The organism is Amycolatopsis sp. cmx-8-4 (assembly GCF_046548675.1).
In the GTDB taxonomy this organism is placed as follows: domain Bacteria; phylum Actinomycetota; class Actinomycetes; order Mycobacteriales; family Pseudonocardiaceae; genus Amycolatopsis.
Genome location: NZ_JAEBDZ010000006.1, coordinates 34,290 through 49,309, shown reverse-complemented (window position 1 = coordinate 49,309; position 15,020 = coordinate 34,290). Strand labels below are relative to the sequence as shown.

The 15,020-nt window shown below is 72.5% G+C and carries 10 protein-coding genes; 6 read left to right on the top strand and 4 right to left on the bottom strand.

The annotated features are described in order from the left end of the window. Window positions 1–36 precede the first annotated feature (36 nt). Window positions 37–1,446, top strand: coding sequence for a PLP-dependent aminotransferase family protein (locus tag ACLJQZ_RS14190; protein WP_410620470.1), 1,410 nt, complete (start codon window positions 37–39; stop codon window positions 1,444–1,446). 1 nt (window position 1,447) lies between these two features. Here ACLJQZ_RS14190 and ACLJQZ_RS14185 read toward each other — a convergent pair whose 3' ends face one another. Further along, complete coding sequence (locus ACLJQZ_RS14185) at window positions 1,448–2,248, bottom strand: hypothetical protein (protein WP_410620469.1); 801 nt, start codon at window positions 2,246–2,248, stop codon at window positions 1,448–1,450. A 259-nt stretch (window positions 2,249–2,507) separates the two neighbouring features. On the opposite strand from ACLJQZ_RS14185, the gene ACLJQZ_RS14180 reads away from it, so the two are divergent. Further along, complete coding sequence (locus ACLJQZ_RS14180; protein ID WP_410620468.1) at window positions 2,508–4,088, top strand: substrate-binding and VWA domain-containing protein; 1,581 nt, start codon at window positions 2,508–2,510, stop codon at window positions 4,086–4,088. Window positions 4,089–4,095: 7 nt separating this feature from the next. Further along, window positions 4,096–5,853: a hypothetical protein gene (locus ACLJQZ_RS14175; protein ID WP_410620467.1), complete on the top strand. Its 1,758-nt coding sequence runs from the start codon at window positions 4,096–4,098 to the stop codon at window positions 5,851–5,853. 35 nt (window positions 5,854–5,888) lie between these two features. Here ACLJQZ_RS14175 and ACLJQZ_RS14170 read toward each other — a convergent pair whose 3' ends face one another. Next, window positions 5,889–6,563, bottom strand: coding sequence for a class I SAM-dependent methyltransferase (locus ACLJQZ_RS14170; protein WP_410620466.1), 675 nt, complete (start codon window positions 6,561–6,563; stop codon window positions 5,889–5,891). A gap of 118 nt (window positions 6,564–6,681) precedes the next feature. Between ACLJQZ_RS14170 and ACLJQZ_RS14165 the strand changes: the two genes are divergently transcribed. After that, window positions 6,682–10,713 carry an alpha-(1->3)-arabinofuranosyltransferase gene (locus ACLJQZ_RS14165; RefSeq protein WP_410620465.1) on the top strand — a complete coding sequence of 1,344 codons (4,032 nt, stop codon included), beginning with the start codon at window positions 6,682–6,684 and terminating at the stop codon, window positions 10,711–10,713. A gap of 22 nt (window positions 10,714–10,735) precedes the next feature. Here the strand turns inward: ACLJQZ_RS14165 and ACLJQZ_RS14160 are convergent, their stop codons facing one another. Then, window positions 10,736–11,623 carry a hypothetical protein gene (locus ACLJQZ_RS14160; protein ID WP_410620464.1) on the bottom strand — a complete coding sequence of 296 codons (888 nt, stop codon included), beginning with the start codon at window positions 11,621–11,623 and terminating at the stop codon, window positions 10,736–10,738. A gap of 120 nt (window positions 11,624–11,743) precedes the next feature. Continuing rightward, window positions 11,744–12,946 carry a lipopolysaccharide biosynthesis protein gene (locus tag ACLJQZ_RS14155; protein ID WP_410620463.1) on the bottom strand — a complete coding sequence of 401 codons (1,203 nt, stop codon included), beginning with the start codon at window positions 12,944–12,946 and terminating at the stop codon, window positions 11,744–11,746. A 70-nt stretch (window positions 12,947–13,016) separates the two neighbouring features. Between ACLJQZ_RS14155 and ACLJQZ_RS14150 the strand changes: the two genes are divergently transcribed. Next, entirely contained in the window at window positions 13,017–14,708 is a 1,692-nt protein-coding gene (locus tag ACLJQZ_RS14150) for a hypothetical protein (RefSeq protein ID WP_410620462.1), read from the top strand. A 3-nt stretch (window positions 14,709–14,711) separates the two neighbouring features. Further along, window positions 14,712–14,894, top strand: a complete 183-nt coding sequence (locus ACLJQZ_RS14145) for a hypothetical protein (RefSeq protein ID WP_247056652.1) — start codon at window positions 14,712–14,714, stop codon at window positions 14,892–14,894. Window positions 14,895–15,020 lie beyond the last annotated feature (126 nt).

Below are 15,020 nucleotides of genomic sequence, written 5' to 3'. Positions count from 1 at the left end.
TAGAACCGGAATGACCGCCGTGTAGGGTGCATTTCCGTGCCGGAATCATGGGTCAATCTGGCCGAGCGACTGGGCGCCGACCTGCACCTGGAGCTGTCCGGCACCGGGAGCAAGCGGGCCGCGCTCATCACCGCGCTGCGTGACGCCGTCCGCTCCGGGCGGCTCGCCCCGGGCACCCGGCTGCCGCCGTACCGCTCGCTGGCCGCCGACCTGGGCATCGCCCGCAACACCGTCGCCGACGCCTACGCCGAGCTGGTCGCCGAAGGCCGGCTCACCGCCGTCCAGGGCTCCGGGACGCGGGTCGCCGACCGCGCGGAACTCCTCACGCCGGTGCGGACGCCGAAGAAGGCGCCGGACACCCCGGCACCGCGGCACAACCTCCGCCAAGGACAGCCGGACGCGGCGTCGTTCCCGCGTACCGAGTGGCTCGCCGCCGCGCGCCGCGCGCTGGCCGTGGCCCCGCACGACGCGTTCGGCCCCGGCGACCCGCGCGGCCGCCCGGAGCTGCGGGAGGCGCTGGCCGGGTACCTCGCGCGCGCTCGCGGGGTCCGGACCTCACCGGACCGGATCGTCGTCTGCTCCGGGTTCGCGCACGCACTGCGGCTGCTGTTCCCCGCGGTGCTGCCCGGCCCGCTCGCCGTGGAGTCCTACGGCCTGGCGTTCCACCGCTCGATCTTCACGGCGGCGTCGGTGGCGACGATTCCCTTGTCCCTGGACGAAAACGGCGCCCGCGTCGACGAGCTGACCGCGGCCGTCCGCACGGTCCTGCTCACCCCGGCGCACCAGTTCCCGACGGGCGGCCCGCTGCACCACGACCGCCGCACCGCCGTCGTCGACCACGCCCGCGCGACCGGCGGGCTGGTGATCGAGGACGACTACGACGGCGAGTTCCGCTACGACCGCAAGCCGATCGGCGCGGTCCAGGGCCTCGACCCGGAGCGGGTGGTCTACGCCGGCTCGGTCAGCAAGAGCCTGTCACCCGCGCTGCGGCTCGGGTGGCTGGTGCTGCCCGAGCACCTCGTCGACGCCGTCCTGGCGGTGAAGGGCGAGCGCGAGGCCTGGGCGGGTGTGCTGGATCAGCTCACCCTGGCCGAATTCGTCGAATCCGGCGCGTACGACAAGCACATCCGGCGGATGCGGCAGCGGTACCGCCGCCGGCGCGACCTGCTGGCCGGCGCTCTCGCCGCGCAGGCGCCGCACGTCGCGCCCACCGGCGTCGCCGCCGGTCTGCACGCCGTGCTGCGCTTGCCGGCGGGTACCGAGAAGTCGGTGCTCAAAGCCGCGACGTGGCAGGGGCTCGCGCTCGACGGCCTGGCCGCCTTCCGGCACCCGGCCACCACGATGTCCACAATGGACGGACTGGTCGTCGGGTATGCGACCCCGCCCGAACACGCCTACGCCGCGGCCGTCGACGCGTTGTGCCGCGCCCTGCCGCCCGCGTGGTGAATCAGCCGACGATGTCGATCTCGAACGGGTCCGCGGAGCTGTAGTTGATGTCGGCCCAGACCGCGCCCGGCAGCTCGTACCGGCGGTGCGAAGTCAGCTTCGAGTTGTAGCCGCCGAGCTGGGCCGGATTGTGCCCGACGCCGTTGTGGTCGTTGCCCCACGCGAAGATGTCGCCGATCCACATCGGCTTCGAGAAGCCGTCACCGCCCAGCCGCGGGCGGACGACCACGGCCGAGCCCGGACTGCCGGAAAGGAAGACCCGCACCGTGTTCTGCTCGGCGTTCGGCGGGGTGACGGTGATGCGTTCCATGATCTCCACTCCAGTCGAGGCGGATCCGTTGCCGTCCACTCCGGGCCAGAAGTCGACGACGGACGAGACGTCGTAACCCGGGGCGACGTCGCCGCGGTACTGCTTGGCGACGGCGCCGTCCGGGATGGTGGGATCGCCGTTGTAATGCGCGATCCAGTAGTGCGGTTCGGCGACGCCGGCGGACGAGAACGCCGAGCGCACCGACGGCCAGGTCGAGAGGTTGCAGTAGATCGTCGGGTCCGCGCCCGCCGCGCGGCGCATCCGGACCCAGCCCGGCGCCTCGGCCGGGGTGGCGTCACCGGGTTCGACGTCGAGGACGTGCCCGTCGTCGGTGCTCGCCTTCTTGACGATCGTGACCTTGACCGCGTTGGGGAAGCGGGCCCAGTCGGCGGCCGACCAGGGTTCCAGCTTGATCTTGTCGATGTAGCCGGCTACGAGTTGCCCGCCAGCCGGGATGTTCGCGGCCGTGACCGCGTCGTACATCGTGCGCACGGGATTGCGTCTCCGTTCGGTGTATCGCCGGTTCCGGGGACGGCGAAGTCGTCTCCGCGATCCGCCATCGTGCTGTTACCCATGTGGGACGGGCGTCAAGCGCGAATGTTACGCAGTTCCTTTCTGTCACCGAGACGGCCGCGGCAAACGATTCCTTCACCACGGGATCACGCGGCGACGGTGACTTTCCGCTATCGGAACTGGCTTCCCGGTCACCCGGCTGGCAAGCTGCAAGGTCTTCACGACGGAAGGTACGTGCATGGCCGCACACCCGGCGCGATCCCGGCGTCTCGACGCGCGGGTCGTCGTCCTGAGCGTGCTGCTCGTCGTGGCCCTGCTTGCCTGGTTCGGCGTGGACTACGTGAAGAACCGTCTGGCGAGCGGGGGTTGTGACACCACGACCCCGGTCCGCATCACCGCCGCGCCGGACGTCGCGCCGGTGCTCTCGGCGCTCGCGCGGTCGGTGCCGGAAGCCGACTGTTACACCGTGGACGTCACGGCGAGCGCGTCGACGGCCACCGCGGCAGCCCTCGAAGCCAACGGCGCGAACGGGCCCGACGTCTGGGTGCCGGAGTCGAGCACCTGGCTGCTGCAGGCGCGCGACGGCGGCGCGTGGAACCTGCCGGAGACCGGGCAGTCGGTGGCGAGCTCGCCCGTTGTCCTGGCGCTGACCGACGAAGTCGCGAAACAGGCGGGCTGGCCGGCGAAGTCACCGTCCTGGTCGGACGTCGTCGCCGGCAGCCCGGTCGGGCTGCCCGACCCGGGCCGCGACCCGGCCGGGATCGCCGCGCTGATCGGCCTGCAGCAGCTGACGAAGAACGCGCCCGACCCGGCCGCCGCGTTCACCGAGGAGATCCGCCGGCTGTCGGCGGTGAAGGAGCCGTACACCGCGTCACCCGCGTCGGAACAGTCCGTGCTGGCGCGCAAGCTCGTCGCCGCGTACCCGGCCGTCGGGGTGCCCAGCTTCGACTACCCGTACGTCGTGCTGCCGCGCGCGTCGGAGGCGTCACGGACGGCGTCCGAGCGGTTCCTGCGGCTGCTGCTCGACCAAGCGGCCACGAAGGCGTTCGCCGACGCCGGTTTCCGGACGCCGACGGGCCAGTTCCTGGGCGACCGCCCGCCCGACACCCGCACGAGCGCCGCGCCGCGGCCGGTCGGCCCGCCCACGCCCGAGGCGATGTACGGCGTGCTGCAGGCCTGGGCCGGGGCCAACCTGAGCGCCCGCGTCCAGGTGCTGCTCGACGTCTCCGGCTCGATGGCCGCCACCGTCCCGGGCACCGGCCGCAGCCGGATGGCGCTGACGCTGGAGGCCGCGACGCAGGGTCTCGGGTTGTTCAAGCCGACGACCGAACTCGGGTTGTGGCTGTTCTCCACCAAGCTCGACGGCGACCGCGACTACAAGGAACTGCTGCCCATGCGGTCCATCGCGGACCAGCTCGCCCAGGGCGGGCTGACGACGTTGCAGGCGGTGAAGCCGAAACCCGGCGGCGCCACCGGGCTGTACGACTCCATCCTCGCCGCGTACCAGAACGCCCGGCAGAGCTGGAAACTCGGCCGGATCAACGTCGTCGTCGTGCTCACCGACGGCCGCAACGAGGACAGCGACTCGATCGGGCTGCCCGGACTGCTCGCCGAGCTCGGCAAGCTGCAGGACCCGCGCAAACCGCTGCCGGTGATCGGGATCGGCATCGGCCCGGACATCGACGCCGGTGAGCTGCGCCAGGTTTCGGCCGCGACCGGCGGCGAATCCTTCACCACGCCCGACCCGCGCAAGATCTCCGACGTCTTCTACCAGGCGCTGAGCAAGCTCATGTGCCAACCACCGGCGTGCAAGAAGTGAGGACTCCGTGCTGGACGAGCTGACCGAAGAGCCGCGGGTGCGCCCGAAGGTCTCCGCGGTGGTGGTCGCCGCGGTCGTCGCGGGCCTGGTCCCGTTCGTGCTGCACGCCTGGGCGGCGCTGCACGGGAATCTCGCCCAGGACGACTTCGTCGTGACGTACCGAGCGGCCGCCGCCGGGCCGTTCGACCTCGGGTTCCTGTTCCAGGACTACCACGGGCACCTGACGCCGGGCGGGTTCTTCCTCGCCGCCGTCCTGACCGCGTGGGCGCCGCTGAACTTCCCGCTGCTGGTGCTGCCGCTGCTGCTCATGCGCGCGCTCGCGACGGTGCTGTTCTGGTGCCTGCTGGTCCGGTGTTTCGGCCGCCGGTGGGCGATCCTGGTGCCGTTCACCGTGTTCACGGCGTCGACGCTGCTGCTCGTCCCGACGCTGTGGTGGGCCTACGGCGTCCAGATCGTGCCGGTCGTGCTGGCGACCGCCGGCGCGCTGTACTCCCACGTCCGGTACTTCCAGGACGGCGGGCGCTGGTGGATGGGCCCCTTCGCGTGGACGCTCTTCGGGCTGGCGTTCTACGAAAAGGCCGCGGTGATCCCGGTGCTGCTGGCCGGCGTGACCGTCCTGCTCGGACAGTCCTTCCGGGACCGGTGGCGCTACTGGGCCGGGCACGCCGCGCTGCTCGCGGCGTTCGTGGTGGCCTACCTCGCGCTGACGTCGAGCCAGGTGACCCCGGGCGGCACGCCGATGTCCGCCGGCACCGTCGCCGACCTGACCGGCCGGATGCTCGGCGACACCCTGCTCCCGGGCCTCGCGGGCGGCCCGTGGTCCGGTCCCGGGCCGGGCGCGACCTGGGCGCCGTCGCCGTTCGTGGTCGTCGTCGTGGTGTTCCTGGCGGCGCTGGGCGTGCTGATCGCCGGGGTGCGCGCGGGCGGCCGCCGGGCGTGGCGGGCGTGGGCGCTGCTCGGGGTCCTGCTCGCCGTGGACGTCGCGCTGCTGGCGCTGACGCGGCTGCGCGAGGTCGGCCCGGCGGCCGGTGACGATCCGCGCTACCTCGCCGAACTGGCGCTCGTGGCCGCCTTTTGTGGAGCGTTCGCGTTCCTGACACCCGGCGAAGCTGCGCCGTCCGGCGGAAAACGGGAACGGCCGATCGCCCTAGCCGTCTGCGTGCTTCTGCTCGCGAGTTCCACGGTCGGATTTCTGCAGCTGTCGCCGGGGATGCGGTTCGAGCACGCCGGCCAGTACGTCGCCAACGTCCGGGCCGCGATAGCCGAAGACCCGGATCTCGTCTTCTACGACAACTTCGTGCCGTCCGACGTGGTGTTCGAATGGTTCGGCGCGGACTCCTTCGCCTCGCGCGTGGTCGGCCTGCTGCCCGGCGCGCACTTCGACCAGCCGACCAGCCGGATGCACCTGCTCGACGCGGACGGCACCCCACACCGGATCACCGGGGTGGAACCGGTTTCCCGCGGCGTCCCGGGCCCGGTGGTGAACTGCGGGTACACCATCGGCGAGACGCTCGTGCGGATCCCGCTCGACACCGCGGTGCTGGGCCGGTACCTGCTCAAGCTCGACTACTACACTTCGGACGGCGGCGAGGGCCTCGTCGACCTCGACGGCAAGCGCACGCCGGTCTGGTTCCAGGACGGGCTGCACTCGATGTTCCTGCCGGTGGACGGGCTGTTCGACCACGTCGGCGTGCAGCTGTCGAGCCCGGGCGCGCCGGTGTGCCTCGCCAAGGTGGAGGTCGGCAAGCCCGTCGTGAGTGGTTAGGGCGGTTCTAACCGCCCTAACCACTCACGACGGGGTCAGTAGGGGTCGTACGGGCTGTCGTGGCCGACCAGCTTCGCCACCGGCCGCAGCCGCAGGCGCAGCAGGACCTTGATCCCGACGTTGCGGACGAACCACGGCAGCTGAGCGAGCACCCGCAGCCGGTCCGCCGGGGACGGCGGCGCGAGGCGGAAGCGCGCCAGCGACGTCGCCCGGTCCAGATAGGTGTACCGGCGTCCGAAGAGGACTTTCGCGATCGTGCCGAGCGTGACGCCGATCGAGGAAAAACAGTCGTGGACCAGGATTTCCGCACCCGGCGGCAGGTGAGCCGACCAGCGCAGGTCGTCGGTGTAGGTCCAGTAGTCGTGCTTGCCGTCGATGTAAAGCAGCTGTACGGGCCGGTCCCAGTCAGGGCGCAGTGCCGTGCTGTAACCGGCGACGAGCTCGACGACGTCGTCCAGCCCGGCCGCGCGGATGTTGCGCTCGAACAGTTGCCGCGTCGGCGATCCGCCGAACAGCCGACCGTCGACGAACGGGTCGACCGCGATCACCGTGGCCCCGGCGGTGCGCGCGGCCGCGCCCAGCACAATCGTCGAGCGGCCCTGGTGGCTGCCGATCTCGAGGATCACGTCGCCCTTCTCCAAGCGGCGAGCGGCGTCCCAGAGCGCTTCGCCCTGCGCGCGCGTCATCCAGCCCTTGACCGGCTCGGCCAACGCCCAGGCATCTTCGAACGCCGTGTCTTCGGAAGGGATGACGCACCTGCCCAGGAAAGTCGGGGACCGCGGAAATCGTCGGCACATGGTAGCCAGGTTTCGGCCTAGTATCTACCGGATGGTAACCGCCACCCGCGAACGAACCCGGGACGACGCCGATCCGGTGCGCCGCGCCCGGAAGTTCTCGCCGGGGGCGTTCCTCCGCCGGCCGAGCACGTGGATCGTGCTGGCGCTGACCACGTTGTCGTTCCTGCAGATGCCGGGGAAGACGACGTTCGACACCAAGCTCGACCTGGCCGTCGACCCGCTCGCGTTCCTCGGCCGCGCGCTGCACCTGTGGAACCCCGACGCCACCGCCGGCGAGCTGCAGAACCAGGCGTACGGCTACCTGTTCCCCATGGGCCCGTTCTTCGCGCTGGGCCAGGCGGCCGGCGTGCCGGCGTGGATCACGCAACGGCTGTGGGGTGCGCTGCTGCTGTCGGCCGCGTTCGGCGGGGCGCTGCTGCTGGCGCGCGCGATGAAGCTCGGCACCGAGCGCACCCGGCTGATCGGCGCGCTCGGGTACGCGCTCGCGCCGCGCATGCTGACCGAAATCGGCGGTCTGTCCGCGGAGATGCTGCCCGCGGTGCTGCTGCCGTGGGTCCTGGTACCGCTGGTGCGGGCCGGGGTGACCGGCTCGCCGCGGCGCGCGGCCGGGCTGTCCGCGATCGCCGTGCTGTGCATGGGCGGCGTCAACGGCGCGATGGTCGTGATGGCGCTCGTCCTGCCCGGGCTGTGGCTGGTGACGCGCAAGTGGACGCGGGAGCACGTCCGCCTGGTGGCCTGGTGGGTCGTGTTCGTCGTCGGCGCGACGTTGTGGTGGATCCTCCCGTTGCTCCTGCTCGGCGAGTACAGCCTGCCGTTCCTCGACTACATCGAGTCGGCGACGAACACGACCGCGCCGATGTCGCTGTTCGAGGTGCTGCGCGGGACGAACCAGTGGGTCGCCTACGTCGTGCAGGGCACGCCGTGGTGGCCCGGCGGCTGGTCGCTGATCGACAACCCGGTGCTGATGCTCGCCACCGGGCTCGTCGCCGGCGTCGGCCTGTTCGGGCTGACGCGGCGGGGCCTGCCGGAGCGGCGGTTCCTGGTGCTGGGCGTCGTCACCGGCCTGACGCTGCTGACGATCGGGTACGTCGGCACGCTCGACAGCCCGCTCGCGGAGCAGGTCCGGCACCTGCTCGACGGGCCGCTGGCGCCGCTGCGCAACGTCCACAAGTTCGAGCCGGTGCTGCGGCTGCCGCTGATGCTCGCGTTCGTGCACGGCATCTCCAGCCCGGTGCGGGTGAAGTCCGCGCGCCGGTTCCTGCGGCCCGCGGTGGGGCTGCTGCTGGTGCTGGTGATGGCCGCGCCCGCGTGGCTGCTGAACCTGCGGTCCGGGCCGGGCTGGGACGAGGTGCCGGGCTACTGGTACGACGCGACGAGCTGGGTCGCGAAGGCCGACCCGAACGCGCGTACGTTGCTGCTCCCGGCGACCGGCTTCGGCGAGTACGACTGGGGCCGCACGGTCGACGAACCCGCGCAGGCGATCGCGAAGAGCCCGTGGGCGGTGCGCAACCAGGTACCGCTGGGGTCCGAAGGAAACACGCGGCTGATGGACTCCGTCGACGCCGCACTCGCCGACGGCCGCGGCGACCCCGGGCTGGCCGCGCTGCTCGCCCGGTCCGGTTACCGGTTCCTCATGCTGCGCAACGACATCGACCGGGTCCGGACCGACGCTCCGTCGATCGCCACCCTGCGCTCGGGGCTGGCTGGGTCGCCGGGCATCGGCAAGGCCGCGACGTTCGGGCCGCTCGAGATCTACGAGGTGCGGCGGCCGGTGCCGCTCGCCACCGCGACGTCCACAAAGGACGTCCCGACGGTGAGCGGCGGCCCGGAGAACCTGCTCCCGCTGCTCGACTCCGGCCAGCTCGACCCGGCGACGCCGACCGTGCTGACCGGCGACGGCGGCTCGCCCAGCGGGCCGCGGCTGGTGACCGACGGGCTGCGGCGCGCCGAACGGAACGTCGGCGGCGTGCGCGACAACCTCAGCCAGACGCTCACCGCGGGCGAGGCGTTCCGGCAGGAGCGCGCGGCCGGCGACCTGCTGCCGTTCCCCGGCCAGGAGCACCAGACCGTGGCCGCCTACCGCGGCATCCGCTCGGTGACGGCGTCGACGGCGGCGTCGTTCGCCGACGCCTTCGGCGGCTCCGACCCGAGCCACCAGCCGTTCGCCGCGATCGACGGCGACCCGCGCACGGCGTGGCAGTCGTCGTCGTTCACCGGCCCGGTCGGCCAGTGGCTGGAGGTTGAGCTGGACACCCCGCGCCTGGTCACGGCCGTCGACCTGCAGATGGTCGACGACCTGCGGGTCGGCTGGCCGGCGACCCGCGTCCGGATCACCACCGACAACGGCTCGGTCGACCAGCAGGTCATCCGCGGCGCCGGGGCGCACAGCTACCCGGTCGCGGCGGGCGTCACCACGAAGGTGCGGATCACGTTGCTGTCGCTGGTGGTCGGGCGGCAGGACGGCAACGTCGGCATCGCGGAGCTGACCATCCCCGGCACCGAGCCGCAACGCGCGCTCGAGGTGCCCGCGGACCTGCCCGCCGGCGCGGCGCCGGGGTTCGCGTTCACGCGCGGCGCGCAGCCGCGGTACGCGTGCCTCCCGACGGGCGGCGCGGTGCGCTGCGACGCGACGGCCGCCCGCGACGGCGAGGAACCCGACGGCATCCGGCGGTTGTTCGGCACCTCGGCGGACGCGACATTCCTCGTCGGCGGCTCGGTGCTGCCCGCGGGCGGCGGCAAGAATCCGGTGTCCCTGCCCGGGGTGACGGTCGCGTCGACGTCGCAGCTCGGCGGCGACCCGGCGGCGAGCGGGTTCGCCGCGGTCGACGGCGACCCGGGCACGACCTGGCGCCCCGACGTCACCGACCTGCGGCCGACGTTGACCCTGGGCTGGCCCGCGCCGAAGCGGATTTCGGGGCTGCACATCGGGGTGTCGCCGTCGAGCGGGGCGAAGGCGCCGCGGCAGGTGGAGCTGGTCGGCAGGACGGGCAACCGCACGGTGCCGCTGGACGAGAGCGGGTCCGGCACCTTCGAGCCCCTTGACACCGACCAGCTGCAGATCATCGTCCCCGGCGACGACGACGATCCGGCGGCCCGCGCGGTGGTCGGCGTCGGCAGCCTGGAGCTGTCCGGCACGGACGGCCTGCTGCCGGGCCCGGACCCGGCGTTCACGGTGCCGTGCGGCGCGGGCCCGAACATCCACCTGGACGGCCTCGACTACCGGACGTCGGTGACGGGCACGCTGTCGGACATCATCGACCACCGCCCGCTGCCGCTGACGATGTGCCGCGACTCGGAGGGCGGCATCGAACTGCCCTCCGGCGGTCACGAGCTGCGCACGGACCGGTCGGAGTCGTTCGTGGTCCAGGACCTGTGGCTGCGTCCCGCCGGCTCTTCTGGCGCTCCTGTCGCACACCGGGCGGTGCAGATCGGCACGTGGGACGCGACGTCGCGCTCGGTGACGGTCGCCCCGGGCGACGAGTCGGTGCTGGCCGTCCCGGAGAACGCGAACGCGGGCTGGGTGGCCACAATGGACGGCAAGCAGCTGACCCGCACCCGCGTGGACGGCTGGCAGCAGGCCTGGATCGTCCCGGCGGGTGCCGGGGGTGTGGTCTCGCTTGCGTTCACCCCGGATTCCACTTACCGCACGGGGCTCTTGATCGGGGCTCTGGCGGTGCTGCTGGTGCTGGTGGGCGTGGCCTGGCCGGCCCGCCGCCGCCGTTACCCGGTGGTGGCGGGGGGCGCGGTCGTGGTGCCGGTGCTGCTGATCGGCCTGCTGGTCGCGCTGGGCGGGATGCTGCCGGTGGTGCTGTTGATCGCTTGCCTGCTGGCGCGCCAGTTCTCGGAACGGGCGCCGAGGTTCCTGGCGTTCGGCGGCATGGCGGTGGCCGCGGCGGTCTCGGTGACGGGCCGGGTACTGGGCCACGGCCAGGACTGGGCGTACGGCCCGGTCACCCAGGCCGCGCTGCTCCTGGCGGCCGCGGCCACGGTGGCGACGTGCATCGACTGGTTCGCCCGCAAGTCGCCGGAGGCTTCGGGGACGATGGAGGATTCTGGCCGTTGAGCGGCCGGAATCCTCCATTGGCTTACCGGGTGCACACGTCCGGGCGAGGTCGGCGGCAGGCGACTTCGTACCCGGCTCGAAGCTCGGCGAGTACCGCCTCCGGCTTCCTTCGCAGCCGTGCGGGTGAGGTCTGGAGGACCAGCGCGCCCGCAGTCGGGTAGCGGGTGTTTCTCGCCAAGGTTCGCGCGTGCTCGTCCGGCCCGGAGTGGTGTCTGCGCGAGTCGATCTCCCAGGCGAAGCCGACTTCGTCCCACCAGGCATCCGGGGTGGCGATGTAGCGACCGCTCGTGGAGAACAGCTTGACGTTCCACTGGCATGCGGGCAGTCCTGAGCGCTCGATCAGGCGCCAGGCGTCGGCTTCGGCCACCGATCGGGCGCCGCCGAGCAACGGACCCAAGGCGCGGATGGGCAGCACGCGGCCTGAGCGGCTTCCCGCCGCGAGTTCGTCGGCGAGAGCCTGTGCGGTGCAGCGGCGCCGCTGGATCACCTCGGCCAGCATCGCCGTGACAGTGTCCTGGTCCGGAAGGCGCCGAGCCGCGTCGAGGACCGCTCGACAGGCGGGTGCCACCGGAACGCCCTGGAGCAACTGCGGTCTCGGGAGCCGGGTTGTCCGCTCGACGTGGACGAACGCCATGGTGCCGACGCGGCGGTCCGCGGGCACCAGCACGTGGACATCCGTCGGTTCGGGAGCGCTGCGGAGCCCGTGCCGGTGCATCGCGTGGATCCCGGTCAGCAGCGCACCCGCACGGCCGTGCAGCAGTGCGGCGCGGATCCGGTGTTCGCCGGTCGGCTCACCGTTCTCCAGCAGCACGATCCCCGGCAGCAGGCGCTGCCACGGTCCGTTCGGTTCACACCGCCGCGTGACGGTTCGCCGCGGGACACCCAAGGCTTCCAAGTCGCCCGCGCGCATCACCCGTGGGCTGTCGGCAGCAAGCAACGGATTCCGGACCCAGTTTCCTCTTCGCACCCCTCCAGGATGAAACGATCTTCGCCGGAACGAAAGCGAAACGCACGAACGGTCCGTTCGTGCTCAGCCCGCGCGACGGGCCCGGATCTCCACCAGCGCCCCCGCCACCGCCAGCCCGCCCGCGCAGCACGCCGCGACCGTCACCACCTGCGTCGCCGATCCGTGCAGCCAGGCCGGGATCAGCACCGCCTCCACCGCGACCGCCGCCCACATCAGGACCGTCACCCGGCGGTCACCATCAGCCAGCCGCGCGTACAACAGGATCTGCACCAGCGCCAGCATCGACCCCGCCAGCGCGAACGGCCACAGTAGCATCGTGCTTCCGGCATACCGGACTCCGCCGATCAGGGGCAGCAACCGGGACCCGAAGACGAGCGTCACCAGCACCACGACCGCGTCCAGAGAAGCGCACACGCCCAGCGCCACCGGCAACGCACGGCGGCGGGAAGCACCGTGAGCGAACCGGGGGAGCACCAGGACGCCCACCGCCTGTGGCAGCCAGTACGCGATCTTCGTGACGATCGCGCCCAGCGCGTACTCGCCCGCCTCCGCAGCCGGAAGCGTGTGGCGGGCCAGGACCAGGTCCAGGTTCACCAGCAGCACCAGCGCCAGCATCGCCTGGGCCGTGTGGAGGACGTCGCGGCCGTGGCGGTCGGCCCAGCGGGGGCGCGGGCGGCCGCAGATCTGCCAGCTCGCCGTGACCACCGCCAGCGACCCGATCGCCGTGCCGGCCAGCGCGCCGGTCGTCGAACCCGAGACGAGCAGGCCTGCCAGTGAGCCGCCGACCTTGCCGACGCCTTCGAGCGCGATCAGCCCGGCCAGCGTCGCGAAGCGGTGGCTGCCCTGCAGGAAGCCGTGGAACAGCCCCAGGAGCGTCAACGGCCCGAGTGACGCCGTCACCAGCAGCGCCGGCGCCAGCGAGCCCAGGTGCAGCAGGAGCACCAGCAACGGGCTGAGCGTCAACGCCGCCGCCGCGACGATCCCGCTCGTCACCAGGCCCAGCGCGAACAGCGACCCCGTGTGCTGCGGTGAGCGCGCGACGCGCAGCGCCACCACCGTCTGCAGCCCCATCGCCGGGACGACGCCGATCACCAGCACCGCCAGCAGCGAGCTCAGCTCCCCGAACGCGCCCGGCGCGAGGATCCGCGCCGCCGCGAGGCTCAGGACGTAGCTGCCCGCGTTGTTGCCCGCGAGCGCCAGCGAGACGAGGATCGCCGCGACCCGGCTGCCGGTCCGCGCCGGTACGGCTTCGGTGTCTACGCTCAACGACGGGCTCCCATTACCGGCGAGTAATGAGCAGCGACGATAACCGCGCGGAAGACGGAAAGGAAGGGCCGTGGACGCACCGGGCAGGCGGCTGGCCCTTCCCGCCGTCTCCGCCGTGCTCGCGGTCGCCGTCTGCGCGCCCCTGCTCGGCCGCGGGTTCGTCCTGAGCTACGACATGGTGTTCGCGCCGCGGCAGTACTTCGTGCCGGACGCCTTCGGGATCGGCGCCACGCTGCCGCGGTCGGTGCCCGCCGACGCCGCCGTCGCGCTCGTCACCACCGTGCTGCCCGGCGACATCGTCCAGAAACTCGTGCTGCTGCTGGCGATCTTCTTCGCCGCCTACGGCGCGGGCAAGCTCGTCCCGACCGAGCACACCGGCACCCGGCTGGTCGCCGCGACCGCGTACGCCTGGACGCCGTATCTCGCGGAACGGCTGTTCATCGGGCACTGGCCGCTGCTGGTGGCGTACGCGTGCCTGCCGTGGATCGTCCGCGCCGGCCTCGCCGCCCGCGACCACGAACCGAAATCCCTGTGGCGCCTCGTGCTCACCTGCGCGCCCGCCGTGCTGACGCCACCGGGCGGGGTGCTCGCCGCCGCCGTCGCCATCGTGGCCGCCGGGTCGCGCCGGATCCCGGCGACGCTCGGCATCGCCGTGCTGCTCAACCTGCCCTGGCTGGTGCCGACGTTCCTCGACGCCGGCGGCACCTACTCCGACCCGGCCGGCGTCACGGCGTTCAGCGCCCGCGCCGAAAGCTGGGGCCCGGCGCTGCTCAGCGTCCTCGGCCTCGGCGGGATCTGGAACGCCGAGACGGTGCCCGGCAGCCGCGCGATGCCGCTGATCCCCGTGCTAGTGCTCATCACCGTCGCGATCGCGCTGGCCGGGCTGAAACCGCTCGCCGCGCGCTGGGGCACCCCGCCGGTCCGCGCGCTCTTCCTCCTCGGCGTCGCGGGCGTGCTGCTGGCCTCGCTCGCCACGCTACCGTTCGGTGACGCCGTGCTGGACTTCGCGACGCGACGGCTCCCCGGCGCCGGTCTGCTGCGCGACGCCCAGAAGTGGGTGGCCTGGTGGGCGTTGCCGCTCGCGATGGGCTTCGCGCTCGCGATCGAAGTCGCCGCCGCGCGACTTCAGACCAGGCAAGGACGCACCGGGCTCGTCGCGGCCGCGGCGCTGTTCCCGATCCTCACCATGCCGGACCTGGCGTGGGGCGGCTGGGGCCGGCTCGGCACCGCGCAGTACCCGGACGACTGGCGCGCGGTGTCCGAAGTGCTCGGTGGCGACGACCGTCCCGGCGACGTGCTGGCGTTGCCCCTCTCGACGTTCCGCGGCTTCGCGTGGAACGGCGGCCGCACGCAGCTCGACCCGGCGCCGCGCGTGCTCCCGAAACCGGTGCTGATGGACGACACCCTGCAGGTCGGGGCCGACCGGATCGCCGGTGAGGACCCGCGGATCGGCGACGTCCGCGCCGCGACGTCCGCCGAGGAGCTCACCGCGGCCGGGGTCGGCTGGATCCTCGTCGAACACGGGACCCCGGGCGACGTCGACCCGCGGCTGCTCGCCGGCGCGACGCCGGTGTGGTCGGGGGAATGGCTGACGCTGTACCGGACCCCGGGTGGGGCACCCGTGAAAGCCGTTGCGTGGGGCCCGGCTTTGCTGGCGGACGGAGTAGCGCTCACGTTGCTCTGCGTCGCACTGTTGTGCCGCATGTTACCGATGCGTACATTGAGCCGCGGCAGGATTTTCCCGCCGCGGAAGAAGGAGTGACACGTGGGCACGCTCATCGGGGTGGTAGCCGCCGTCATCATCGGCGGCGGTCTGGCGACCGGCGCGGGCTTCGCCCTCATCCAGAGCGCCGACCCGGACAGCACCGCCCAGGTGCAGGACCAGCTCAACGCGCAGGTGAAGTACAACCCCGCGGACCACCCGGCCAAGCTGTACGGGAACCGCTGACGCGCATGACGCAGTCCGCCACCGACCACGCGCACCGCGTGGTCGGGCTCTACGGCGACCCCACCGTTTCCTGGAGCATCCTCCTGGAAGCGGATCTCTTTTCGGCCCCGGACCCGGAAAAACTCC

What these genes read in the sequence shown, in the direction of transcription:
- ACLJQZ_RS14180 (WP_410620468.1), top strand. Translation starts at nt 2,508, where the DNA reads ATGGCCGCACACCCGGCGCGATCCCGGCGTCTCGACGCGCGGGTCGTC.
- ACLJQZ_RS14165 (WP_410620465.1), top strand. Translation starts at nt 6,682, where the DNA reads ATGGTAACCGCCACCCGCGAACGAACCCGGGACGACGCCGATCCGGTG.
- ACLJQZ_RS14160 (WP_410620464.1), bottom strand. Translation starts at nt 11,623, where the DNA reads ATGCGCGCGGGCGACTTGGAAGCCTTGGGTGTCCCGCGGCGAACCGTC.